Here is a 23772-nt window from a genome sequence, read left to right on the forward strand (position 1 = left end):
CGATCGGTTCCGTCCGATCGCGAGGCCTCCTGCTCCCCTTCACCGCGACGGCCTTCGGCCGCAACCGGCTCTACGCGCGCAACGGGCCTTACGGGCGCGCGAGTTCGTCGAGCCAGGCGCCGAACAGGCCGCGGACCGCCTCCGCGCTCTCCACCTGCGGGTTGTGGCCGACGCCGTCGAGCACCGTCGCCGCCAACCGGGGGTAGTGGTCGAGCAGGGCGAGCTGGTCGCGCCAGCCCACCAGGGCGTCCTGCCGGGTGGTGACCAGCAGGTGGCGACCGCGGTGCTCCGGCGCCTGCCGCTCGGGCCAGTGCGGCAGCATGAACGCGGCCTCCAGCTCGGCGGCGGCCGCCCGGTCGTGGACCCGCCAGCCCGGCAGGACGTACTGCTCGACGAGTTCCCAACTCCGCTTGTCCAGACGGGCCGTGATGTACTCGAACAGCTCGCGCTCGGCGGCCGGGAGGCGGTCGAGCAGCTCCTGATCGCGTTCGACCACGGTCTGTGCGGGCAGGGTCCGGTCGTCGTACCAGGCCACCACCGGCGCCAGCAGGGCCGAGCCCAGCACCTGCTCCCCGTAACGGGCGGTCACCGCCCGGGCCAGCTGCCCGCCGAAGGACTGGCCGACCACGGCGAAGGGGCGGGTGCCCAGCTCGGCGTCGATCCAGGCGAAGACGGCCTCGGCCAGGGCCTCCGCCGAGGTGGGGCCGGGCAGGCGCGGGCTGGCGCCGTGGCCGGGGAGGTCGAGGTAGAGGCGCTGCCAGCCGGGGCGGTCGGCGAAGACGGGTTCGAGCGGGAACAGGACGCGGTGGTCGACGGTGTAGCCGTGGATCAGGACGAGCGGGGTGCCGTCCCCGAATGCGGTGTGCCGGATGGCGGAATCGGTCATGGCAGCAGCGTCCACCGTGACACCGGTGACAAGGTCAAGCGGAAGGTTCGAACACCCGGGCCACCGGCTCCCGGACCGGCTCGGAGAGGCTCTTGACCACACCCAGGTACTCCCGGATGGCGTCCCGGTTGTGAGTCAGGCACTCGATCCGGCGGGTCATCCGCTCCGTCTCGGACTCCAGGGTGGCGAGCATCTCCGGTGTGGCGTCGGCGAAGTGGATCGTCCGAGGGGTGCCCAGGCAGGGCAGGATCTGCTTGATGATCCGGGTGGGCAGGCCCGAATCGAGCAGGCCGCGGATCTGGAGCACCCGGTCCACCAGGTAGTCGTCGTAGTCGCGGTAGCCGTTGGCCGCGCGCCGCGGGCTGATCAGCCCCTGCTTCTCGTAGTAGCGCAGAAGGCGCGGAGTGGTCTCCGTCAGCTGGGCGAGTTCGCCGATCCGCATGTGACCACCCTCACGTCCGGGCCGGGGCCGATCCGACTGGACCTTGACACGTGTGTCAAGGATAAACGATCGGCCACATGTCGACCCATGAGCTCCCCTCCCCCTCCCCCGCGGTGGCGACCGCGCCCCGCCCGCCCCGGCTCCCCTGGCCCGCCCTGCTGGCCATGAGCACCGCCGGATTCGTCACCCTGATGACCGAGGCCCTGCCCGCCGGGGTCCTGCCCGCCATGAGCACCGACCTCGGCGTCAGCCAGTCCGGCGCCGGACAGTCCGTCACCCTCTACGCGGTCGGCTCCATCGCCGCCGCCATCCCGCTCACCACCGCCACCGCCGGCTGGCCGCGCAAGCGGCTGCTGCTCCTGGCCGTCGCCGGCTTCACCGTGGCCAACGCCGTGACGGCGGTCTCGGGGAACTTCCCGCTCACCATGGTCGCGCGCTTCGCGGCCGGCCTGGTCGCCGGGCTGCTCTGGGCGCTGCTCGCCGGATACTCCCGGAGCATCGTCGCGCCCGAACAGCGCGGACGGGCGATGGCGGTGGCGATGGGCGGCGCGACGGTCGCCCTGTCGGTGGGGGTGCCGGCCGGCACCCTGCTCGCCGGGGTCGCCGGCTGGCGGCTCACCTTCGGACTGATGAGCCTCATCGCGGCGGGACTGGTGGGGTGGATCGCCGCCGCCGTCCCGGCCGTCCCCGGTCGCCCCGAGCACGACCGGCCGCCACTGCGCCGGGTGTTCCGGATCCCGGGCGTGATCGCCGTCCTGGGCGTCACCGCGACCTTCGTCCTCGCCCACAACCTCCTCTACACCTACATCGCCGCACTGATCGAACCGCTGGGCCTCGGTGGGCGGACCGACACCGTGCTGCTGGTCCTCGGCCTGTCCTCGCTGGTCAGCATCCTCGGCACCGGGGCGCTGATCGACCGGCACCTGCGCACCCTGACCCTCGCCGCCTGCGGGCTCCTCGCCGTCGCCGCCGCCGTCCTCGCCGCCGCCCTGCTCACCTCGGCGCCCTGGCCCGTCTACGGCGCCGCCGCGATCTGGGGCCTCGGCTTCGGCGGCGCCGCCACCCTGCTGCAGACCGCCGTCGCCGACACCGCGGGCACGGCCGCCGACCTCGCGCAGTCCCTCCTGGTCACCTGCTGGAACCTCGGCATCGCCGCCGCCGGGTTCGCCGGCGGCCTCCTCCTCGACCACACCGGCCCGGACTCGCTGCCCTGGTCGGCCCTGGCGCTGCTGGCCCTCGCCCTGACCGTCGCGGCCACCGCCCGCCGCCACGGGTTCCCCGAGCGGCGCTGACACGTTCGCGTGAAATCGACGCACGTTCTTCGCAATCGCCGCACGATCCGCTCTACCGTGAGTCGTATGACAGCCAGAGTTCCCATCCGGCAGCTCCAGCAACACGCCAGCGAGTTGATCGACCGGGTCGCGGCCGGCGAGCGCGTCGAGATCACCCGCAATGGGCGGCTGATCGCCGTACTGACGCCGCCCGACCCCGAACAACGGGTGCTGGAGGACCTTGTTCGCGACGGCACCATCGACCCGGAGAACGCCGCCACCGCACGTGGGCTGGCCGATTGGACTCCGCCCACGATCGACGTCCGGCTCCCGTCGGCCGCTGACGCCCTGCACGCCATGCGCGAGGAGGAAGACCGTTGATCTACCTCGACTCGTGCGCGGTCCTGAAACTTCTGATCCCGGAGAACGAGTCCGCAGCACTCCGCACCTTCCTCTCCTCCCACGGCTCCGAAGGCCATGCGACCAGCGCACTGACCCAGGTCGAGGTACCCCGCGCACTCATCAGGATCGGCGCGCCGCAGAAGGTGCTGGACGCCTCGGCCGACCTGCTCGACCGCATGCTCCGCATCCGGCTCTCCGACCCGATCCTCCGGGCCGCCAGCCAGCTCCCCACCCGGCATCTACGAACGCTCGACGCCCTTCACCTCGCCAGCGCCGAGCACCTGGAACACTCACTCACCGCCTTCGTCACGTACGACAAGCGCCTCCGCGAGTCAGCCGATGAGCGCGACCTGCCGGTGGTCTCGCCGGGCTCGGTGCCGGGCACCGAGCCCGGCGACATCCAGGCATGATCGCCCGTCAGTCTCGCCGCCCTGGACGTCCGTCCCGACTTCTGCGGTGAGGACGGCCGACCGTCCGAAAACCCCTTGAGCCCCCGCCAGGGGTTCGTGTCAGAATGACGATATGAGCGAGCACCGCGTGGGGGACCTTGCCGACGTCCGCAGCCGTGAGGAGCTGGCGGCCCTGATGGCCGCCGGTGCGCGGCCGAAGTGGGTGATGTTCTGGGGGCACACCGCCCGCAAGGGCGGCGGCACCCGGCAGGAGTGCCTGAGCCAGTGGTGGCCCGGGCACTTCACCGTCGACGGGGTGACGTACGCCTCCGCCGAGCACTGGATGATGGCCGGGAAGGCCCGGATGTTCGGGGACACGGCCATCGAGCGGCGCGTCCTGGAGGCCCGCACGCCCGCCGAGGCGAAGAAACTGGGCCGACTGGTCCAGGGCTTCGACGAACAGGCCTGGGCGGCGGGCCGGTTCGAGCTGGTCGTCGAGGGCAACGTCGCGAAGTTCGGCCAGGACGACGCCCTGCGCGACTACCTGCTGAGCACCGGCAGGCGAGTGCTGGTGGAGGCCAGCCCGCTGGACCGGGTCTGGGGCATCGGGCTCGCCGCGGACGACATCCGGGCCGAACGCCCCCTGGAGTGGCGGGGGTTGAACCTGCTCGGCTTCGCACTGATGGAGGCCCGGGCCCGGCTGGCCCCATGAGGCCGGGCGCCGGCCACGCCACGGCGCGGGTCGCTTCCCGCCCGCGCCGCTAGGCGGCCCCGCCACGGAGCGCGACCGGCGCACTTCGCACAACAACCGCCCTCTGCGCGCTCCTTGACACCACTCGGGCACGACTGGTCGTGCGCTCTTAACTCCCCGGCCACATAACGACGCCAGGATGTCCCGCAGTCAGGGTCTGGATGGACAGGTTGGGGCGATCATGCGCATGCGGCCAACGACGGATTCCGCAGGCCAGCCGCCGGAAGGCGAGCAACGGGCCGCCGAACTCCGGTCAGAACTGGACGAGTTGCTCCTCGCGAGCCGCTACGCGACCCAACGCGAACGGCGACTGAACGAGGCGATTCGCGCGACCCCGGGCCGCCAGCGCCCGGACGGGGACCTCCTGCGGCAGCTCGCCCAGGCCCGTGCCCTCCGCGAGGGGCTGAGCACCCGCTGCCTCCAACTCAGCGACCAGCTGGAGGAGTTGGAGCTCAGACTCCGGCACGGGCAGCACCCACAGCCCCAGCCCCAGCCCCGTCCGAGGACGCACCCCCAGCCACGGCAGTCACCACCACCGCCGCCACCCGCCCGCCCCGACCTCGGAGCCCTCACCGGGCGGATCACCGCCCTCCACCGCGCCGGCGCGCTCCCCGAGGCCGAGGAACTGCTGAACCAGGCCGCCGCCCGCCTCGCCCCCGCCGACGCCGCACTGCTGGTCGGCATGCTCGCCGAGCACGGCCCGACCGGAGTCTCCCTCCACCTCGCCAGGACCGCCGCCCACCTCGCCCCCGACCAGGCCGTCGCCGTCCTGGCCCAGCTGCGCGAACTGGGACTGGCCGAGGAGGCCGCGGAGCTGTTCCACGCCTTCTGGGCCTACCCGGCGGCCGCCGTCCCCGGCCTGCTCGCGGCACTGGAGCGGGCCGGGCAGAACGCCGACGGCGCCACGCTGCTCTGGGAGTGGGGTTCGGCCCCGACGCCCGAGCTGACCTCCCTCGCCGCCTGCCTCCAGCAGCACGACCGCTCCGCCGACGTGCGCACCCTGCTGCGCCAGGCGGCCGGCCGCCCGACCGCCGACCTCGCCGTCCTCGCCGCCGACCTGCCGCCCGCCCTCGCCGCCCTGCTGCTGCACGAGCTGGCCGCCCTGCGCCCGCCGGTCGAACTGGTCCGCCTGGCCGCCGCCCTGGACGGCAGCCCCGAGCTCTACGGGCAGCTGCTCGCCGCCCTGCGCACCGACGAGGCCCGGCACCGCACCACCCTCGCCACCCTCCGCACCGAGGGCCTCCCGACCGACCCGCCCGCGGCGCCCCGCTCCCGCTGGGGAAGGCGCTAGAAGGGTGTTCGAAGACAGGCCCTGAAGGGCCCCCGACAGCAGGGAGCCCCCGCCCGCCCCGCTGAAGGGGCGAACGAGGGCTCCCGGAAGCCGGGTCCGGCCTCAGCAGCCGATCAGGCGCGCGCCCAGGTAGGCCTTCACCTGGTCGAGCGAGACGCGCTCCTGCGACATGGTGTCGCGGTCGCGGACGGTCACCGCGTTGTCCTCAAGGGTGTCGAAGTCGACGGTGACGCAGAACGGCGTGCCGATCTCGTCCTGGCGGCGGTAGCGCTTGCCGATGGCACCGGCGTCGTCGAACTCGACGTTCCAGGCGGTGCGCAGGTCGGCGGCCAGGCCGCGGGCCTTCGGGGAGAGGTCGGCGTTGCGCGACAGCGGCAGGACGGCGACCTTGACCGGGGCCAGGCGCGGGTCGAGCCGCATGCCGACGCGCTTCTCCATGACGCCCTTGGCGTTCGGCGCCTCGTCCTCGAAGTAGGCGTCGAGCAGGAAGGCCAGCATGGCGCGGTTGAGGCCGGCCGCCGGCTCGATGACGTACGGGAAGTACCGCTCGCCGGACTCCTGGTCGAAGTACCGCAGGTCCCGGCCGGAGGCGTTGCTGTGCACCGTCAGGTCGTAGTCGGTGCGGTTGGCGACGCCCTCCAGCTCCGAGAACTCGGAACCGCCGAAGTTGAAGCGGTACTCGATGTCCACCGTGCGCTTGGCGTAGTGGGAGAGCTTCTCCTTCGGGTGCTCGAAGAAGCGCATGTTCTCGGTGCGCAGGCCGAGGTCGACGTACCAGTCCCAGCGCTGCTGGAGCCAGTACTCGTGCCACTGCTCGTCCTCGCCCGGCTTGACGAAGAACTCCATCTCCATCTGCTCGAACTCGCGCGTGCGGAAGATGAAGTTGCCGGGGGTGATCTCGTTGCGGAAGCTCTTGCCGGTCTGGGCGATGCCGAACGGCGGCTTCTTGCGCGAAGTGGTCTGGACGGCCGCGAAGTTGGTGAAGATGCCCTGCGCGGTCTCCGGACGCAGGAACGCCAGGCCGCTCGCCTCCTCGGTGACGCCGAGGTGGGTCTTCAGCATGCCCGAGAAGTCCTTGGGCTCGGTGAACTGGCCCTTGGTGCCGCAGTCGGGGCAGTTGACGCCCTTGAGACCGTTCGGCGGCGGGAAGCCGTGCTTGGCCTCGTACTTCTCCTCCAGGTGGTCGGCCCGGTGGCGCTTGTGGCAGGAGAGGCACTCGGTCAGCGGGTCGTTGAAGGTGGCGACGTGGCCGGAGGCCTCCCAGACCTCGCGGGCGAGGATCACCGACGAGTCGAGTCCGACGACGTCCTCACGGGCCTGCACCATCGCACGCCACCACTGGCGCTTGATGTTCTCCTTGAGCTCGACGCCCAGCGGCCCGTAGTCCCAGGCGGCACGCGTGCCGCCGTAGATCTCGCTGCAGGGGTAGACGAAGCCACGGCGCTTGCTCAGGCTGACGATCGTGTCGATCTTGTCGGCGGCCACAGTGCTCTCTTCAGTACGTACGGCACGGTCAGGGCACGGCTGGTTGCACGTACCCGAATACCTCAGGTTACCGGCCACATGGGTACGGGGTTCAAATCGGTATCGTCCGCCCTCCCCCACGGATCGCCACCTGCCGTTCACCCATCCGAGTGAGTTGACAATCATTTCCATCTCAGATGAGAATGATTGTCATGATGATCGGATTGTCCGGACGACGGATTCGCACCACCACGGCCCTCGCCACCACCGCGCTCGCCGCCTCGCTGGTCCTCACCGCGTGCGGTGGCAGCAGCAGCGCCAAGGGCACGGACGGCAAGCTGAACGTCGTCGCCTCCTTCTACCCGATGGAGTTCCTGGCCCAGCAGATCGGCAAGGACCACGTCACGGTCACCGACCTCACCGCCCCCGGCGTCGAGCCGCACGACCTGGAGCTCACCGCCAAGCAGGTCGCGAGCGTCCAGAAGGCCGACGCGATCGTCTACCTCAAGGGCCTGCAGCCCACCGTCGACCAGGCCGTCGACCAGTCCTCCAGCAAGCACAAGGTCGACGCCACCACCGCCAGCCCGCTGGTCGACCACCACCTCGACGAGGGCGCCGAGGACGGCGGCGACGCCCACAAGGGCAAGGGCCCGGCCGGCGACCCGCACATCTGGCTCGACCCCACCCGCTACGCGGCGATCGCCAAGAGCGTCGGCGACGAGTTCGCCAAGGCCGACCCGGCCCACGCCGAGGACTACCGGAAGAACACCGACGACCTGGTCACCAGGCTCACCGCCCTCGACCAGGACTTCCGAGCCGGGCTGAAGGACGCCAAGACCAAGACCTTCGTCACCAGCCACGCCGCCTTCGGCTACCTCGCCGACCACTACGGCCTCACCCAGGTCGCCATCAACGGCATCGACCCGGAGTCCGAGCCCACCCCGGCGCGCCTCGCCGAGGTGCAGAAGGCCGCCAAGGACAACGGCGCCACCACGATCTTCTTCGAGACCCTGGTCAGCCCCAAGCTCGCCGACACCGTCGCCAAGGACCTCGGCCTCAAGACCGCCGTCCTGGACCCGCTGGAGGGCGTCAAGGACCCGTCCAAGGACGACTACTTCTCGATCATGAAGCAGAACCTCACCAACCTCCAGGCCGCCCTCGGCACCCCCGCCGCCGGCTGACAGGACGCAGCACCATGACCCACCCGATACCCCCGGCCGTCCACCTCCGTGACGCCGTCGCCTCGCGCGGCGGCCGGCCGGTGCTGCGCGGCGTCGACCTCACCGTCGCCCCCGGCGAGGTGGTCGCCCTGCTCGGCGCCAACGGCTCCGGCAAGTCGACCACCGTCAAGGCCGTGATCGGCTCCGTCCCGCTGGAGCAGGGCACCCTGGAGCTGTTCGGCACCCCGTACGGCTCCTTCCGCGCCTGGCACCGGATCGGGTACGTCCCGCAGCGCACCACCGCCGCCTCCGGCGTCCCCGCCACCGTGCGCGAGGTGGTCTCCACCGGACGGCTGGCGCAGCACCGGCTGCTGCCCTTCCGCCGCAAGGACCGCGAGGCCGTGGACCGCGCGCTGGCCGCCGTCGGCATGCTCGACCGGGCCGGGGACGGCGTGGCCGACCTCTCCGGCGGCCAGCAGCAGCGGGTGCTGATCGCCCGCGCCCTGGTCGGCACCCCCGACCTGCTGATCATGGACGAACCGATGGCCGGCGTGGACGCCGCCAGCCAGCAGGTGCTCGCCGACACCCTGCGCGCCGAGGTCGCCCGCGGCGCCTCCGTCCTCCTCGTCCTGCACGAGCTCGGCCCGCTGGAGCCGCTGATCGACCGCGCCGTGGTGCTGCGGGACGGCTGCGTCGCGCACGACGGCCCGCCCGTGCCCAACACCGGCCTGCACGCGCTGCCCGGCCACGACCACGTCCACCCGCACGCCGACCTCACCCCGCCGAGGCTGCTCGCATGACCGAGATGCTCTCCTACGACTTCATGCAGCGCGCCCTGCTCGCCGCCGTGCTGGTCGGGATCACCGCCCCCGCCGTCGGCATCTACCTGGTGCAGCGCCGCCAGGCCCTGATGGGCGACGGCATGGGCCACGTGGCGATGACCGGCGTCGGCCTCGGCTTCATCTTCCAGACCAGCCCGGTCTGGATGGCCGTGCTGGTCTGCGTGCTCGGCGCCGTCACCATGGAGCTGGTCCGCTCGCGCGGCAACCAGCGCGGCGACATCGCCCTCGCGATGCTCTTCTACGGCGGCATGGCCTGCGGCAAGCTGCTGGTCTCGCTCTCCGCCCAGGCCGGGGCCGGCTCCCTGGAGAGCTACCTGTGGGGCTCGATCCTCACCGTCGCCCCCTCCGACCTCGCCGTCATCGCGGTGCTCGGCGCGGTGGTCATCGCGGTCACCGTCGGCCTGCGCCGCCAGCTCTTCGCGATCTGCCAGGACGAGGACTTCGCCCGGGTCACCGGCCTGCCGGTGCGCACCCTCAACCTGCTGCTCGCGGTGATGGCCGCGGTCACCGTCACGGTCGCCATGCGGGTGGTCGGGCTGCTGCTGGTCAGCGCCCTGATGGTGGTTCCGGTCGTCGCCGCCCAGCAGCTCACCCGTTCCTTCGCCGCCACCCAGGCCGCCGCCATCGCGCTCGGCGTGGTGGTCTCGCTGGCGGGCGTCACCGGCTCCTACCACCTCAACGTGCCCTCCGGCCCGGCCATCGTGCTGCTCGCCATCGCGGTCTTCGCGGTGTTCAGCCTGCTGGCCGCCCCCCTGGCCCGCCGCCGCCACCGGGCCCGCGGCGAGGCCGACCAGGGGCCGAAGGTCTGCGACGTCCAACTGCCCTCCCAAGGCTCCTCCGACGCGACCACCCCTGAGCAGCGGGCTGGGCTGGCACAATGATGTGCGTGACGCCCACGACCTCAGGAGGACCCACGGTGACCACCGCAGGCCCGTCGCCGCGCGCCCGATCGACCCGGCAGCGTGCCGCCGTCTCGGCCGCCCTGGACGAGATCGCGGACTTCCGCAGCGCACAGGAGCTCCACGACCTGCTCAAGCACCGCGGGGACTCGGTCGGGCTGACCACCGTCTACCGCACCCTCCAGTCGCTCGCCGACGCCGGTGAGGTCGACGTGCTGCGCACCGCCGACGGCGAGGCCGTCTACCGCCGGTGCAGCAGCGGGCACCACCACCACCTGGTGTGCCGGCACTGCGGCGCCACCGTCGAGGTGGAGGGCCCGGCGGTGGAGCGCTGGGCCAACTCGGTCGCCGCCGAGCACGGGTTCAGCGACATCGCGCACACCCTGGAGATCTTCGGCACCTGCGCGGACTGCGCCGGCAAGGGCTGAGCCGTACGAGGAGAAGGACCCGCCGGGCATCCCGGCGGGTCCTTCTCCTCGTGCGCGTACGGGGGTGCGCGTCAGCGCTGGGTGGGCAGCTCCACCGGCGCGGGGAGTTCGTTCGGGATCGCCCCGCCGAAGCGGCGGTCGCGCATCGCGAACTGCTCGCAGGCGCGCCACAGGTCGCGGCGGTCGAAGTCCGGCCAGAGCACGTCCTGGAACACGAACTCGGCGTACGCGGACTGCCAGAGCAGGAAGTTGGAGGTGCGCTGCTCGCCGCTGGGGCGCAGGAAGAGGTCCACGTCCGGCATGTCCGGGTGGTACATGTACTTGGCGAGGGTCTTCTCGGTGACCTTCTTCGGGTCCAGCTTCCCGTCCGCGACGTCCTGCGCGATCGCCTGTGCGGCGTCGGCGAGTTCGGCCCGGCCGCCGTAGTTGACGCACATGTAGAGCGTCACGGCGTCGTTGTCCTTCGTCTGCGCCTCGGCGACCTGGAGCTCCTGGACGACGCTCTTCCACAGCTTGGGCATCCGGCCGGCCCAGCGGACCCGCACGCCCATCGCGTCCATCTCGTCGCGGCGGCGGTGGATGACGTCCCGGTTGAAGTTCATCAGGAACTTCACCTCGTCGGGCGAGCGCTTCCAGTTCTCGGTGGAGAACGCGTACAGCGAGATGTTCTTGACCCCGAGCTCGATGGCGCCCTTGAGGACGTCCAGCACGACGGCCTCGCCGACCTTGTGGCCCTCGGTGCGGGGCAGCCCGCGCTCCTTGGCCCAGCGGCCGTTGCCGTCCATCACGATGGCGACGTGGTTGGGGACCAGCTCGCCGGGGATCTTCGGGGGCCGGGCGCCGCTGGGGTGCGGGGTGGGGGGAAGGTACTCCCTTTGCTTGCCGCCGCCGAAGAGCCGTCGCGCTGCCATGTGCTCACTTCTCCACGTATCTCATCGAGCGGATGCCCCGCTCCAGGTGCCACTGCAGATAGGCCGCGACCAGGCCGCTGCCCTCCCGCCAGTACCGCGGCTCGCAGGCGTCGGCCGTGTGCCAGTCCCCTGACAGCAGCGCCCCGAGCAGTACCAGTGTCTCAGGGGAGGGTACGGCACATCCGGGTACTCGGCAGTCCGCGCAGAGCACCCCGCCCGCCGGGAGCGAGAAGAAGCGGTTGGGCCCCTCCAGACCGCACTTGGCGCAGTCGGTGAAGCTCGCGCCGTACCCGTTGACCGCGAGCGAGCGCAGCAGGAAGGCGTCCAGCACCAGGTGCGACTCGTGCAGCCCGGCCGCCAGGGTGCGCAGCCCGCCCACCAGCAGCAGGTACTGCTGGACGGCCGGCTCGCCCTCGTTCTCGGCGAAGCGCTCGGCGGTCTCCAGCATCGCCGTGCCGGCGGTGTAGCGGCCGTAGTCGGTGACGATCGGGCCGCCGTACGGGGCGATGGTCTCCACCTGGGTGCACAGCGGCAGCCCGCGCCCGACCAGGTCGCTCCCCCGGCTGAAGAACTGCACGTCCACGTGGGAGAACGGTTCCAGGCGGGCGCCGAACTTGGACTTGGTCTTGCGCACCCCGCGCGCCACCGCCCGCACCTTCCCGTGCTGGCGGGTCAGCAGGGTGATGATCCGATCGGCCTCGCCGAGCTTCTGCGCCCGCAACACGACGCCGTCGTCCCGGAAAAGACTCATGGGGACCATTCTCCCCCAGGTCTCCCCCGGGAACGGCCCCCTCCGGATCCAGGCCCGCGGCCCCCGGCGAGCGCCCGCGCCGCCCCGACGGGCAGCCGTGTTGCCCGCACCGGGGCCGTGGGGGAGGACCACTGCGATGCGGGTCACGGCGGGCCCGGCGGGGGCTCGGGCCCGTTTTGTGGGGGATTCGAGGTGGTCTGAACGGTTTCCGGTACGGCGCCGCGAGTCCTGGTACGGCGTCGCGAGTCCTGGTACGGCGTCGCGAGTCCTAGTACGGCGCCCGGGTGGCCGCCTCCAGCAGCACCGTGACCCGGGACTCCGGCAGGTCCAGGCAGCGCCCGACCGCGGCCAGCGCATCGCGCTCCTGCGGCAGGTAGCGCCCGTCGGACAGGGCGATCGCGGCGCCCTGCAGCAGCAGCCGCTCCCGGCCCTGGTGGGCCAGGTGCGGGGCGAGCGGTTCGAGCACCGCGTGCAGTTCCACGGCCAGGCCCCCGGCCATCCCGTGGGCGTCGTAGAGTTCCCCGCCGAGCCCGGACAGCGCGGCGAGCGCGGCCAGCACCTGGGCCTCGCCGCAGTCCTCGAAGCCGGCCTCGCGCACCGCCGTGCAGGCCGCGTCGCGGGCCGCCCGGTGGGCGGTGCCGCCGGCCGCGAGCAGGGCCAGCGCGATCGTGTACTGGGCGTCCCGCAGCATCCCGCCCAGGCGCACGCAGGTGGGATGTTCCAGGGACTCGACGCCGTACCGGCCCTGGCAGCTGGTGCACTGCACGCTGCCGATCACCGGCCCGAGCGGGAACACCGGCGCTCCCAGCAACCGCAGCCACCGCCGGCCGTGCTGCCGGCGGTAGTTGCGGTCCCCGCCGCAGCCCGGACAGAAGAAGTCACCGAGAACGTCAGTCCGCCACCGCGGGCGAACACCCCACAACCTGGTCACGGCGCCACTCCCCAGACATGGCAGGCGGCCTGCACAAGAATGGGCAGGTCACGCGACCGGACACCGAGGCCGTCCCACCGACCCGGCTTTCCGGTGGATCGATGTTGCCACGGTTACCGGCACGTGTCAGCACCTCGAACGGCTTCCGATTCGAAAAAATGTGGCGCAGGCCACAACGCGCGACACGCACGCCGAAGGGCCGCCCCTACGGGCGGCCCTTCGTATGCCACTCGTACGAATTAGCCGCGCTGCGAGCGGTTGACAGCGCTGATCATCGCCTTCAGCGAGGCCAGCACGGTGTTGCCGTCGATGCCCACGCCCCACCGCACCTTGCCGTCCACCGCGCACTCCACGTACGCGGCCGCCTGGGCGTCGCCGCCCTCGCTCAGCGCGTGCTCGGCGTAGTCCAGCACCCGCACGTCCACGCCGATCCGGGCCAGCGCGTCCGCGAAGGCCGAGACCGGGCCGTTGCCGGCACCGGTCAGGGTCACCGGGGCGCCGTCCACCACGGCCTCGGCGGTCAGCGCGTCCCGGCCGTCCTCGGTGGTCAGGCTGCGCGAGCCGCTCAGCGAGATCCGGCCCCACGGGTTGGCGGGGGTCGGCAGGTACTCGTCCTCGAAGACCCGCCAGATCTCGGCCGGGCTGACCTCGCCGCCCTCGGCGTCCGTCTTGGCCTGGATGATCCGGGAGAACTCGATCTGCATCCGGCGCGGCAGGTCCAGCTTGTGGTCGTTCTTCAGGACGTACGCCACCCCGCCCTTGCCGGACTGGCTGTTGACCCGGATGACCGCCTCGTAGGTGCGGCCGACGTCCTTCGGGTCGATCGGCAGGTACGGCACGCCCCAGGTGTGCTCGTCCACCGGCACGCCCGCCGCCTTCGCGTCCGCCTCCAGGACCTCGAAGCCCTTCTTGATGGCGTCCTGGTGCGAGCCGGAGAAGGAGGTGTACACCAGGTCGCCGGCGTACGGGTGGCGCGGGTGCACCTCCATCTGGTTGCAGTACTCGGCGGTGCGGCGCACCTCGTCGATGTCGGAGAAGTCGATCTGCGGGTCGATGCCCTGCGAGAACAGGTTCATCCCCAGCGTCACCAGGTCGACGTTCCCGGTCCGCTCCCCCTGCCCGAACAGGCACCCCTCGATGCGGTCCGCACCCGCCATGTAGGCCAGCTCGGCCGAGGCGACGGCGGTGCCCCGGTCGTTGTGCGGGTGCACCGACAGGCAGACGAACTCGCGGCGGGACAGGTTGCGCGACATCCACTCGAACTGGTCGGCCTGGACGTTCGGGGTGGCCCGCTCGACGGTGGCCGGCAGGTTCAGGATGATCTCGCGGCCCTCGCCCGGCTGCCAGACGTCCATCACCGCCTCGCAGACCTCCAGCGCGAAGTCCAGCTCGGTGTCCACGAAGATCTCCGGCGAGTACTGGTAGCCGAAGACGGTGTCCTCGCCCAGCAGCTTCTCGGCGTACTCCATCACCAGCCGGGTGCCCTCGGTGGCGATCGCCTTGGTCGCGGCCTTGTCGTTGCGGAACACCACTCGGCGGAACAGCGGCGCGGTCGCGTTGTACAGGTGGACGGTCGCGCGCGGGGCGCCGACCAGCGACTCGACGGTCTTCTCGATCAGCTCCTCGCGGGCCTGGGTCAGCACCGAGATGGTGACGTCCTCCGGGATCGCGTCCTCCTCGATCAGCGACCGTACGAAGGCGTGGTCGGTGGCGCCGGAGGAGGGGAAGCCGACCTCGATCTCCTTGTAGCCCATCGAGACCAGCAGGTCGAACATCATGCGCTTGCGGGCCGGGGACATCGGGTCGATCAGCGCCTGGTTGCCGTCCCGCAGGTCGGTGGAGAGCCAGCGCGGCGCCTTGGTGATCACCTTGTTCGGCCAGGTGCGGTCCGGCAGGTCGACGGTGCCGAACGGCAGGTAGCGCCCGTAGCGCATGCCCGAGGGCCCCTGGGGGACGGCGGCGGCGGTGATCGGGGTCGGCCGGTCGACGAAGGCGCGAGCGGCGGGGACGGGCGCGGCGGAGGTCTGCTCGGTCATGGAGGTGACTCTCGGCTTCCTGTGATGCGTGGTGCGGGCGGGTCGGGAGGGATCAACACCGACTGGCCGGCCTCTGCGGACGCTCGCGATTCGCCATTGGATCGCCGATTGCGCGCACAGCTCGTTCCCCGCGGCGAGGGAGCCGGCCCCGGTGGACTACAGGCCCTCGACGCGGCAGCTAAGAAGAAGCAGCCCGTTGCGCATGATGGCCCCAGCGTAACCCAGGCCCGCGCGCCCCCGAAGTGATCCGGGCTTCCGTTCCACCCCTTGAGATGCCCACCGGCCGCGCCGGGGGTGATGACAACCGGTCATCAAGGCCTCACCCTGGGCCACATGACTGCAGCAGCGACTCTCTGCGCGATCGTTCCGCCGTACGTCCTGGACCGCCTCGCCGAGGCCGGCCACGAGCCCGCCGTCCACTCCCTCGCCCTCGACGCCGCACACCGCGCGGCCCGCCTCGCCCCGCCCCCGCCGGTCGCCGCCACACCGGGCCTGAACCGGGTGATCTCCGACGCCGGGCACACCCAGCCGCTGCCCGGCCGCACCGTCCGCACCGAGGGCCGGGCCCCGGTCGGCGACGCCTCCGTCAACCACGCCTACGACGGCCTCGGCGCCACCTTCGCCCTGTACTCCGCCGCCTTCGGCCGCGACTCGATCGACGGCCAGGGGCTGCGCCTGGACGCCAGCGTCCACTACGGCCGCCACTACGACAACGCCTTCTGGAACGGCCACCAGATGGTCTTCGGCGACGGCGACGGCGAGATCTTCGGCGACTTCACCGCCTGCATCGACGTCATCGGCCACGAACTCACCCACGGCGTCACCCAGTTCACCGCCGGGCTGGAGTACCACGACCAGCCCGGCGCACTGAACGAGTCCATCTCCGACGTCTTCGGCTCACTGGTCAAGCAGTACGCGCTGCGGCAGGACGCCGCCACGGCCGACTGGCTGATCGGCGCCGGACTCCTCGCCCCCGGCGTCCAGGGCGTGGCGCTGCGCTCGATGAAGGCGCCCGGCACCGCCTACGACGACCCCCGGCTCGGCAAGGACCCGCAGCCCGCGCACATGCGGGACTACGTGCAGACCGACGAGGACGAGGGCGGGGTGCACATCAACTCCGGCATCCCCAACCACGCGTTCTACCTGCTGGCCACCGCCCTCGGCGGCCCGGCCTGGGAGGGCGCCGGGCTGATCTGGTACGACGCGCTGACCGGCCGCCGGGTGCCCGCCGACGCCGACTTCACCGCCTTCGCCCGGGCCACCGTGGCCGCCGCCAAGGCCCGCTACCCCGACCGGTCCTCGATCGCGGACACCGTGACCGCCGCCTGGGCGCAGGTGGGGGTGAGCCCGGGCTGAGGATCGGTTGAACCGGGATTGAGCCGGGCTTAAGGTCACGGTCCGGGAAAAGCCCGGCAAAACCCTTCCCTGCGTAGCACCATGGACACCATGCGCATCCAGGTGACCCGGACCGGCGGCTTCGCGGGAATCGTCCGCCACGCGGAGATCGACACCGCCGACCGCGTGGACGCCCCGCACGTCCACGCCCTCGCCCGCGAGGCCGTCGCGGGCGGTCTGCGCGCCCCCTCGTACGGGGTGCCGGACGGCTTCCACTACGAGATCACCGTCGACGGCCGGACGGTGTACTGCGCCGATCCCAAGCTCACCGACTCGCAGCGCGAGCTGGTCTCCCTGGTGCTGCGCGAGGGGGCCTGACTCCCCCGCCCGGCAACCACCCCGCCCGGCGACTCCCCCGCGCGGAAGCCCTGTTGACGTCGCGTCGGAACGGGGACGGCGAGGGCCCGCCCGGACGCGCGGCGTCCGGACGGGCCCCGGGCCCTTTCCGGCCTGCGGCTCAGAAGCCCAGCTTGCGCAGCTGCTTGGGGTCGCGCTGCCAGTCCTTGGCCACCTTGACGTGCAGGTCCAGGTAGACCGGCGTGCCGAGCAGCGCCTCGATGTGCTTGCGGGCGGTGGTGCCGACGTGCTTGAGCCGGGAGCCCTTGGCGCCGATCACGATCGCCTTCTGGCTCTGCCGCTCGATGTAGACGTTGGCGTGGATGTCCAGCAGCGGGCGGTCCGCCGGGCGGCCCTCGCGCGGCAGCATCTCCTCGACCACGACGGCCAGCGAGTGCGGCAGTTCGTCCCGCACGCCCTCCAGCGCGGCCTCGCGGATCAGCTCGGCGACCATGATCTGCTCGGGCTCGTCGGTGAGGTCGCCGTCCGGGTAGAGCGGCATGCCCTCGGGCAGCAGCTTGGTGATCAGCTCGGCGACCAGGTCGACCTGCTTGTCGCCGACGGCCGAGACCGGGATGATCTCGGCCCACTCGATGCCCAGCTCGACGCCGAGCTGGTGGACGGCGATCAGCTGCTCGGCCAGGCGCTTGGAGTCGACCAGGTCGGTCTTGGTGACGATGGCGACCTTGGGGGTCTTCTTGATCTCGGCGAGCTCCTTGGCGATGAACTTGTCGCCGGGGCCGAGCTTCTGGTCGGCGGGCAGGCAGAAGCCGATCACGTCGACCTCGGCCCAGGTGGTGCGGACCAGGTCGTTGAGGCGCTCGCCGAGCAGGGTGCGCGGCTTGTGCAGACCGGGGGTGTCGACCAGCACGAGCTGGGCGTCGGGGCGGTGCACGATGCCGCGCACGGTGTGCCGGGTGGTCTGCGGGCGGTCGGAGGTGATCGCGACCTTCGTCCCCACCAGGGCGTTGGTCAGGGTCGACTTGCCCGCGTTGGGACGGCCGACGAAGCACGCGAACCCGGAGCGGTACGAGGAGGAAGGGGCACTCATGGGCTCCATTCTCCCTGATCACCGGAGCCGCGACGCCCAGGGCCGGTCCTCGGGGGGTGCCCGGCGGCTCCTCGGAGGCTCCTCAGGGGCTCCTCAGGGGGTCCTCGCGGGGCGTGTCAGCCCTTGCGGCCGCCCTTCCCGGTCAGCGAGAACACCACCAGCAGCACCAGGAAGCCGACCGAACCCCAGAGCCAGTAGGGCGAGTCGGTCTCCTGCCACTTGCCCATCCCCATCACGAACAGCACCAGTCCGGCGATGAACGCCAACGCCCCCATGCCCCAGCCCCTCACCGAGTCCACTCCCCCGGTGAGATTATCGGCTGAGCACATGGGGGCAAGGCCCGCGGTAGGGGCCTGCGGTCGGCCTCAGCGGGCCTCGGCCGCCACCCGGAGGACTCCGTCCGGACCGGCCAGCAGCACCGGCGTCCCGGCCCCGCCCAGGTCCCGCACCGCCGCCAGGTCGGCCTCGGCCGGCTGCTCGGCCTCGCTCACCACGGCGGCCGCCTCCAGCGACTTCGCACCACTGGCCACCGCCATCGCCACCGCCGTCCGCAGGGCGCTCAGCTTCAGCGACTCCAGCGCGACCGTCCCGGCCACGTAGGTGCGACCGGTCTCGTCACGCACCGCGGCCCCCTCGGGGACGCCGTTGCGGGCGCGGGCCGAGCGGGCCAGGGTGATGATCTTCTTGTCTTCGGGGTCGAGCTCGACGATGTCACTCATGCCGCCGAGCATAGGCACCACCAGGGGTCAGTGGCCGACCGGGTGGGTCCGCCCCGGATTCGGCTTGATCACCTTGACGAAGGTCTTCGCGGCACCGGACGGCAGCTCCTCGCGCGAGATCCGCCTGCGCCAGAACGGGTTGTCGTGCGGCAGGTGACTGCTCACCCGGCCGTACATCCCGAAGGTGGTCACCACGATCCCGAAGAGGAACGCGAACAGCACGTTCGACATCCGGAAGTTGAGGATGTTCGCCTCCGGCCGCCCGAGCACCGCCAGTCCGTAGAAGCCGGACAGCACGAACAGCAGGCCCACCGCCAGGTTGAGGTTGGACGCGAAGTTCCCGCCGACCGCCGCCCCGAGCAGCAGGACCGCGCCCGCCACGATGGACAGGATGCTCAGCGCCCCGTTGGTCGACAGCCCGGCGATCCGGTCGCCGTGCGTGGCCAGGAAGCCGGGGTGGTTGGCCAGCCCCAGGGACCCGAACACGATCAGGAAGATCCCCCCCAGCCCCGCCCCGACCCGCCACACCATGGCGAGCCGCTTGTCGACGGTCGGCAGCAGTTTGTCTTGCAGCGTCATGGCGACCTCCAGAGCTCGGCCATGGTCAAGCGGGTGCCCAGGACGTGCCCGGCTGTGCGCGGGGCGTGCCTAGCTGTAGGGGTGGCTCCCCTGCATGTGCGGCGTCTCGTGCATGTACAGCGAGCCGCACTGCTGGCAGCAGCGCAGACCGCTGCCCCAGTCCTGCTCGGGCCGGGTCTCGGCGTCGTCGGGAATCGTCCGGCCGCAGAGCGCCGTCGACGGGTCCTCGTCCCGCACCACGTGCCAGGACTTGACTCCGCCGGCCGCCCCCTGCGGGCCGTACTCCGCGCGAAGTGTGTGCGTCATGCCCTCCATGGTCGCTCGGCCGCCGCACACCCGCTACTCGCCCGAGGACTCCTCGGCCTCCGCCGCCCCGCGCACCGGCGAGGCGACCATCGAACCGATCCGGTTGCGGCGCCCCGCCGAGGACTCGGCGGTCAGCAGGATCGCGGTCAGACCGCCCGGGACGGGCTCGGGCAGCGGGATCTCGCAGGAGGACCCGGGGATCGGCACCCGGCCGAGGTGCTTGGCCAGCAGGCCGCCGACGGTCTCGACGTCCTCGTCCTCCAACTCGATCCCGAACAGCTCGCCCAGGTCCTCCACCAGCAGGCGGGCGGTGATCCGGTACGAACCGTCGCCGAGGTCCTCCACCGGCGCGATCTCCCGGTCGTACTCGTCGGTGATCTCGCCGACGATCTCCTCCAGGATGTCCTCGATGGTGACCAGGCCGGCCGTACCGCCGTACTCGTCGATCACGATCGCGACGTGCGAGCGGCGCTGCTGCATCTCGCGCAGCAGGTCGGCGGCCGGCTTGGAGTCCGGGACGAACACGGCCGGGCGCATCACCGCGCCGACCTCCTCGTACTCCGCCTCCCGGTTGATGTGGGTGCGGCGCACCAGGTCCTTGAGGTAGACGATGCCGACCACGTCGTCCTCGTTGTCGCCGACCACCGGGATCCGCGAGAAGCCCGAGCGCAGCGCCAGCGTGAGCGCCTGCCGGACGGTCTTGTGCCGCTCGATCATCACCAGGTCGGTGCGCGGCACCATCACCTCGCGCACGATGGTGTCGCCCAACTCGAAGACCGAGTGCACCATCCGGCGCTCCTCGTCCTCGATCAGGTCGTCCTTCTCCGCGAGGTCCACCAGAGCCCGCAGCTCCGCCTCGGAGGCGAACGGCCCCTCCCGGTACCCCTTGCCCGGCGTCAGCGCGTTGCCGAGCAGGATCAGCAGCCGGGGGATCGGGCCCAGCACCGCCGCCAGCGGCAGCAGCACGAAGGAGGCCGCGGTCGCGGTGGTGACCGGGTGCTGGCGCCCGATCGTGCGCGGCGAGACCCCCACCGCGACGAAGGACACCAGCACCATCACACCGAAGGCCAGCAGCACGGCCTCCCAGATCGGGTGCACGTTGCGCACGAACACCGCCGTGACCAGGACGGCCGCCCCCGTCTCGCTGGCCACCCGGATCAGGGTCGCCAGGTTGAGGTAGCGGATCGGGTCGGAGGCGACGGTCAGCAGCCGCGCGGAGCCCCGCCGACCGCTGCGCACCGCCTCCTCCGCCCGGAACCGGGAGACCCGGGAGATGCCCGCCTCGGCGCACGCGGCCAGCCAGCCGAGCACGACCAGGGCCACGGCACCGAGCAGGAAGCTCGTACTTTCACCACTCACAGGGGTTCGGGCTCCGCGCTCAGTGGGTGGTGGGAGCCGGGGAGATGCCGCCGAGGCCGCGGCCCGCCCGCCAGTCGTCCAGGATGCGCTTCTGGAGGGCGAACATCTCCTCCTCCTCCTCGGGCTCCTCGTGGTCGTAGCCGAGGACGTGCAGCACGCCGTGGACGGTGAGCAGCTGGAGCTCCTCGTCCATCGAGTGCTTGGAGGGGGCCGCCTTGCCCTGCTGCTCGGCGACCTCGGGGCAGAGCACGATGTCACCGAGCAGGCCCTGCGGCAGCTCCTCGCCCTCCTTGCCGGGACGCAGCTCGTCCATCGGGAACGACATCACGTCGGTCGGGCCGGGCAGGTCCATCCACTGGATGTGCAGCTCCTCCATCGCCGCTCCGTCCACCAGGATCACGGACAGTTCGGACTGCGGGTGGATCCGCATCTTGTCCAGGGCGAAGCGGGCGACGTCGAGGATGGCTTCCTCATCGGCGTCCCAGCCGGACTCGTTGGCGATGTCGATCGACATGACGGGCTGTGTGCTCAGCTTTCGGTGCGATGGGACTGTCGGGGTGCGCGCGCCGCGGCCGTCTTGCCGGGGCGCCGCTGGGCGGGCTTGCGGGCGACCGGGGCGTTGTCCTCGGCCTCCTGCCGGGCGTCCCAGCGCTCGTAGGCGTCCACGATCCGGCCGACCAGCTTGTGGCGGACCACGTCGGTGCTGGTGAGGACGGAGAAGTGGATGTCCGGCACGTCGGCCAGGATCTCCTGGACGACCTTGAGACCGCTGCGGGTGCCGCCCGGGAGGTCGATCTGGCTGGTGTCGCCGGTGACCACCACCCGGGAGTTGAACCCGAGGCGGGTGAGGAACATCTTCATCTGCTCCGGCGAGGTGTTCTGGGCCTCGTCGAGGATGATGAAGGCGTCGTTGAGGGTGCGGCCGCGCATGTACGCCAGCGGGGCGACCTCGATGGTGCCGGCCGCCATCAGGCGCGGGATGGAGTCCGGGTCCATCATGTCGTGCAGCGCGTCGTACAGCGGGCGCAGGTACGGGTCGATCTTCTCGTAGAGGGTGCCGGGCAGGAAGCCCAGCCGCTCGCCCGCCTCGACCGCCGGGCGGGTCAGGATGATCCGGTTGACCTCCTTGGCCTGCAGGGCCTGGACGGCCTTGGCCATCGCCAGGTAGGTCTTGCCGGTACCGGCCGGGCCGAGGCCGAAGACGATCGTGTGCTTGTCGATCGCCTCGACGTAGCGCTGCTGGTTGAGGGTCTTGGGACGGATCGTGCGGCCCCGGTTGGACAGGATGTTCGCGGTGAACACCTGCGAGGGCACCGGGCTGTCCGGGTCCACCTCCGCGGAGCGGAGCATGGCGATCGAGCGCTCCACGGAGTCCTCCGTCAGCGGCTGGCCGGTGCGCAGCACCAGCATCATCTCGTTGAAGAGCTTCTTCACGAGGGCGACCTCGGCGCGCTCGCCGGTGGCGGTCACCTCGTTGCCGCGGACGTGGATGTCGGCGGCGGGGAAGCCCCGTTCGATCACGCGCAGCAGCGAGTCCGCGGTGCCGAGCAGGGTGACCATCGGGTGCTTCTCGGGAATGACGATCCGGGCGCTGACGCGGCCGTCGTCGGCGGGTTCGGGGCGCGACTGTCCGTTGGTACGGGTCTGCGATGTGTCACTCATAGGTCGGCGCTGGGGCCTGCCTCATCCCATCCGTGGTGTCGTGTGCCGCTCGGTCTCTCCGGGGCACCAGGGTACGCCGCGAGCGTGATCGCCGCGGCGGGCGGCGGGGCCGCACCCGACGATGCTGCGGCAGATCGCAGGACGGCGCGAGCCCTTTTCGCGGCGTTCGCGCCCCGGCGCCCGCCGTTCACCGGTGGCGGCGGGCCGGGACCGGCACCCGGGCGAGGTCCTCGGCGAGCACCAGCTCCCCGTCGAAGTGCTTGCGGGCGTCGGCCAGGTGCTGGCCCAGGTCCGGGTAGCGCTGGGAGAAGTGGGTCAGCACCAGGGTGCGGACTCCGGCCTCGGCGGCGACCTTGGCGGCCTGGCCGGCGGTGAGGTGGCCGTGGTCGTCGGCGAGGTGGGCGTCGGCGTCGGTGAAGGTGGCCTCGACCACCAGCAGGTCGGCGCCCTCGGCGAGCCGGTGCACGCCCTCGCAGAGCCGGGTGTCCATGACGAAGGCGAACCGCTGGCCCGGCCGCGGCTCGCTGACCTCCTCCAGGGTGACCGTCCGGCCGTCCACCTCGATCGCGCCCTCGTGCTGGAGCCGGCCGACTTCCGGTCCGCGGACGCCGAGCTCGGCCAGCCGCGCGGGCACCAGGCTGCGGCCGTCCGGCTCGGTCAGCCGGTAGCCGAAGGACTCCACCGGGTGGTCCAGCCGGACGGCGTCCAGCGCGAAGCGGGCGCCGGGGGCGGGCAGCGGGCCCGGCTCGTCGATCGGCCGGGGCCGTAGCACGGCGGTCTCGTGGTACGCGGTGGCGTGCCGCAGCCGCTCGAAGTAGACCTCGCCGGAGGCCGGGAAGTAGACGTCCACCGGGTGCGGGACGCGGTCGAGGTTGATCCGCTGGATCACCCCGGCGAGGCCCAGGCAGTGGTCGCCGTGGAAGTGGGTCACGGCGATCCGGGTGATCTGGGTGGCCGAGACCCCGGCGTGCAGCATCTGCCGCTGGGTGCCCTCACCGGGGTCGAACAGCAGGCCCTCGCCGTCCCAGCGGAGCAGGTAGCCGTTGTGGTTGCGGTGCCGGGTGGGCACCTGGCTGGCGGTGCCGAGGACGACGAGTTCGCGCTGGGACACGGCTCAGACCATGCGCTCGGTCATCAGCGCGCCGCCGAGCACGTGCACGTGTGCGTGGAAGACGGTCTGCCCGGCGCCCGCACCGGTGTTGAAGATCAGCCGGTAGTCCTCGATGCCCTCGTCCCTGGCCACCGCGCCCGCCTCGGCGAGCAGCTCGCCGGCGATCTCCGGCTCGGCGGCGGCCAGCGCGGCGGCGTTCGGGTAGTGGACGTGCGGGATGACCAGGACGTGCACGGGCGCCTTGGGGGCGATGTCGCGGAAGGCGAGGACGCGCTCGGTCTTGCGCACCACGGTCGCCGGGATCTCGCCCGCCACGATCTTGCAGAACAGGCAGTCGGACTGCGGCTCGCCGGCCATCGTCTTCTCCTCTGGTTCGGGTCGTTCACGGGTCCACGGGGCG

At 71.8% G+C, this 23772-nt stretch carries 28 protein-coding genes; 11 read left to right on the forward strand and 17 right to left on the reverse strand.

Going from position 1 to position 23772, the window contains the following annotated elements; translation table 11 throughout:
* Positions 1–88: 88 nt before the first annotated feature.
* The gene (locus tag RZ50_RS13685; protein ID WP_196951738.1) at positions 89–886 is read right to left on the reverse strand and encodes an alpha/beta fold hydrolase; all 798 of its coding nucleotides are present in this window, start codon (positions 884–886) and stop codon (positions 89–91) included.
* Between the two features lie 34 nt (positions 887–920).
* The gene (locus RZ50_RS13690) at positions 921–1328 is read right to left on the reverse strand and encodes a MerR family transcriptional regulator (RefSeq protein WP_196951737.1); all 408 of its coding nucleotides are present in this window, start codon (positions 1326–1328) and stop codon (positions 921–923) included.
* A gap of 77 nt (positions 1329–1405) precedes the next feature.
* On the opposite strand from RZ50_RS13690, the gene RZ50_RS13695 reads away from it, so the two are divergent.
* The 5 genes from RZ50_RS13695 (at position 1406) to RZ50_RS13715 (ending at position 5432) form a co-directional block, all read left to right on the forward strand.
* Complete coding sequence (locus tag RZ50_RS13695; protein ID WP_196951736.1) at positions 1406–2620, forward strand: MFS transporter; 1215 nt, start codon at positions 1406–1408, stop codon at positions 2618–2620.
* A 66-nt stretch (positions 2621–2686) separates the two neighbouring features.
* On the forward strand, positions 2687–2980 hold the full coding sequence (locus tag RZ50_RS13700) for a type II toxin-antitoxin system Phd/YefM family antitoxin (protein ID WP_196951735.1): 294 nt from the start codon (positions 2687–2689) through the stop codon (positions 2978–2980).
* A complete protein-coding gene (locus RZ50_RS13705) occupies positions 2977–3411 on the forward strand; it encodes a type II toxin-antitoxin system VapC family toxin (RefSeq protein ID WP_196951734.1) in 435 nt (144 codons plus the stop codon). Before RZ50_RS13700 ends, RZ50_RS13705 begins: the two co-directional genes overlap by 4 nt.
* 112 nt (positions 3412–3523) lie before the next feature.
* Positions 3524–4102, forward strand: a complete 579-nt coding sequence (locus tag RZ50_RS13710; RefSeq protein WP_196951733.1) for an NADAR family protein — start codon at positions 3524–3526, stop codon at positions 4100–4102.
* 220 nt (positions 4103–4322) lie between these two features.
* Positions 4323–5432, forward strand: coding sequence for a hypothetical protein (locus RZ50_RS13715; RefSeq protein WP_196951732.1), 1110 nt, complete (start codon positions 4323–4325; stop codon positions 5430–5432).
* A 102-nt stretch (positions 5433–5534) separates the two neighbouring features.
* Here the strand turns inward: RZ50_RS13715 and RZ50_RS13720 are convergent, their stop codons facing one another.
* Positions 5535–6917, reverse strand: coding sequence for a glycine--tRNA ligase (locus RZ50_RS13720; RefSeq protein WP_196951731.1), 1383 nt, complete (start codon positions 6915–6917; stop codon positions 5535–5537).
* A 194-nt stretch (positions 6918–7111) separates the two neighbouring features.
* Here RZ50_RS13720 and RZ50_RS13725 point away from each other — a divergent pair, with 194 nt between their 5' ends.
* From RZ50_RS13725 to RZ50_RS13740, 4 genes are read left to right on the forward strand one after another with little or no spacing between them, the layout of a single operon-like run.
* Positions 7112–8077, forward strand: coding sequence for a metal ABC transporter substrate-binding protein (locus tag RZ50_RS13725; RefSeq protein ID WP_374199945.1), 966 nt, complete (start codon positions 7112–7114; stop codon positions 8075–8077).
* Positions 8078–8091: 14 nt separating this feature from the next.
* Positions 8092–8856 carry a metal ABC transporter ATP-binding protein gene (locus RZ50_RS13730; protein ID WP_196951729.1) on the forward strand — a complete coding sequence of 255 codons (765 nt, stop codon included), beginning with the start codon at positions 8092–8094 and terminating at the stop codon, positions 8854–8856.
* Positions 8853–9779 carry a metal ABC transporter permease gene (locus RZ50_RS13735; protein ID WP_254802477.1) on the forward strand — a complete coding sequence of 309 codons (927 nt, stop codon included), beginning with the start codon at positions 8853–8855 and terminating at the stop codon, positions 9777–9779. Before RZ50_RS13730 ends, RZ50_RS13735 begins: the two co-directional genes overlap by 4 nt.
* A 35-nt stretch (positions 9780–9814) precedes the next feature.
* Complete coding sequence (locus tag RZ50_RS13740) at positions 9815–10225, forward strand: Fur family transcriptional regulator (protein ID WP_196951728.1); 411 nt, start codon at positions 9815–9817, stop codon at positions 10223–10225.
* Between the two features lie 71 nt (positions 10226–10296).
* On the opposite strand, the gene RZ50_RS13745 is transcribed toward RZ50_RS13740, so the two are convergent.
* The 4 genes from RZ50_RS13745 to leuA form a co-directional block, all read right to left on the reverse strand.
* On the reverse strand, positions 10297–11136 hold the full coding sequence (locus RZ50_RS13745; protein WP_196951727.1) for an isoprenyl transferase: 840 nt from the start codon (positions 11134–11136) through the stop codon (positions 10297–10299).
* A gap of 4 nt (positions 11137–11140) precedes the next feature.
* Positions 11141–11887 carry a DNA repair protein RecO gene (gene recO / locus RZ50_RS13750; RefSeq protein ID WP_196951726.1) on the reverse strand — a complete coding sequence of 249 codons (747 nt, stop codon included), beginning with the start codon at positions 11885–11887 and terminating at the stop codon, positions 11141–11143.
* 268 nt (positions 11888–12155) lie between these two features.
* The gene (locus RZ50_RS13755) at positions 12156–12683 is read right to left on the reverse strand and encodes a TerB family tellurite resistance protein (protein WP_308271624.1); all 528 of its coding nucleotides are present in this window, start codon (positions 12681–12683) and stop codon (positions 12156–12158) included.
* A 374-nt stretch (positions 12684–13057) separates the two neighbouring features.
* Positions 13058–14854 carry a 2-isopropylmalate synthase gene (gene leuA, locus RZ50_RS13760; protein ID WP_196951724.1) on the reverse strand — a complete coding sequence of 599 codons (1797 nt, stop codon included), beginning with the start codon at positions 14852–14854 and terminating at the stop codon, positions 13058–13060.
* A gap of 333 nt (positions 14855–15187) precedes the next feature.
* Here leuA and RZ50_RS13765 point away from each other — a divergent pair, with 333 nt between their 5' ends.
* Together RZ50_RS13765 and RZ50_RS13770 are read left to right on the forward strand one after the other, a co-directional pair.
* Positions 15188–16210, forward strand: coding sequence for a M4 family metallopeptidase (locus RZ50_RS13765; RefSeq protein ID WP_196951723.1), 1023 nt, complete (start codon positions 15188–15190; stop codon positions 16208–16210).
* Between the two features lie 90 nt (positions 16211–16300).
* Positions 16301–16567, forward strand: coding sequence for a protealysin inhibitor emfourin (locus RZ50_RS13770; protein WP_196951722.1), 267 nt, complete (start codon positions 16301–16303; stop codon positions 16565–16567).
* Positions 16568–16706: 139 nt separating this feature from the next.
* Here RZ50_RS13770 and era read toward each other — a convergent pair whose 3' ends face one another.
* From era to RZ50_RS13820, 10 genes are all read right to left on the reverse strand, one after another.
* Complete coding sequence (gene era, locus RZ50_RS13775; RefSeq protein ID WP_196951721.1) at positions 16707–17636, reverse strand: GTPase Era; 930 nt, start codon at positions 17634–17636, stop codon at positions 16707–16709.
* Between the two features lie 116 nt (positions 17637–17752).
* The gene (locus RZ50_RS13780; RefSeq protein ID WP_196951720.1) at positions 17753–17911 is read right to left on the reverse strand and encodes a hypothetical protein; all 159 of its coding nucleotides are present in this window, start codon (positions 17909–17911) and stop codon (positions 17753–17755) included.
* Between the two features lie 90 nt (positions 17912–18001).
* Positions 18002–18355 carry a cytidine deaminase gene (locus RZ50_RS13785; protein ID WP_196951719.1) on the reverse strand — a complete coding sequence of 118 codons (354 nt, stop codon included), beginning with the start codon at positions 18353–18355 and terminating at the stop codon, positions 18002–18004.
* 27 nt (positions 18356–18382) lie between these two features.
* Positions 18383–18934 (reverse strand): DUF4383 domain-containing protein, encoded by a 552-nt coding sequence (locus tag RZ50_RS13790; RefSeq protein ID WP_196951718.1) that lies wholly within the window; start codon positions 18932–18934, stop codon positions 18383–18385.
* 69 nt (positions 18935–19003) lie between these two features.
* Positions 19004–19240: a hypothetical protein gene (locus RZ50_RS13795; RefSeq protein WP_196951717.1), complete on the reverse strand. Its 237-nt coding sequence runs from the start codon at positions 19238–19240 to the stop codon at positions 19004–19006.
* Positions 19241–19273: 33 nt separating this feature from the next.
* A complete protein-coding gene (locus RZ50_RS13800; RefSeq protein ID WP_196951716.1) occupies positions 19274–20599 on the reverse strand; it encodes a hemolysin family protein in 1326 nt (441 codons plus the stop codon).
* A 19-nt stretch (positions 20600–20618) separates the two neighbouring features.
* Positions 20619–21113 (reverse strand): rRNA maturation RNase YbeY, encoded by a 495-nt coding sequence (ybeY, locus tag RZ50_RS13805; RefSeq protein WP_030061268.1) that lies wholly within the window; start codon positions 21111–21113, stop codon positions 20619–20621.
* Between the two features lie 14 nt (positions 21114–21127).
* On the reverse strand, positions 21128–22159 hold the full coding sequence (locus tag RZ50_RS13810) for a PhoH family protein (protein WP_254802682.1): 1032 nt from the start codon (positions 22157–22159) through the stop codon (positions 21128–21130).
* Positions 22160–22448: 289 nt separating this feature from the next.
* Complete coding sequence (locus RZ50_RS13815; protein WP_196951715.1) at positions 22449–23372, reverse strand: ribonuclease Z; 924 nt, start codon at positions 23370–23372, stop codon at positions 22449–22451.
* A gap of 3 nt (positions 23373–23375) precedes the next feature.
* On the reverse strand, positions 23376–23729 hold the full coding sequence (locus tag RZ50_RS13820) for a histidine triad nucleotide-binding protein (RefSeq protein WP_196951714.1): 354 nt from the start codon (positions 23727–23729) through the stop codon (positions 23376–23378).
* Positions 23730–23772 lie beyond the last annotated feature (43 nt).

This window comes from Kitasatospora sp. SUK 42 (assembly GCF_015776785.2).
GTDB lineage: Bacteria > Actinomycetota > Actinomycetes > Streptomycetales > Streptomycetaceae > Kitasatospora.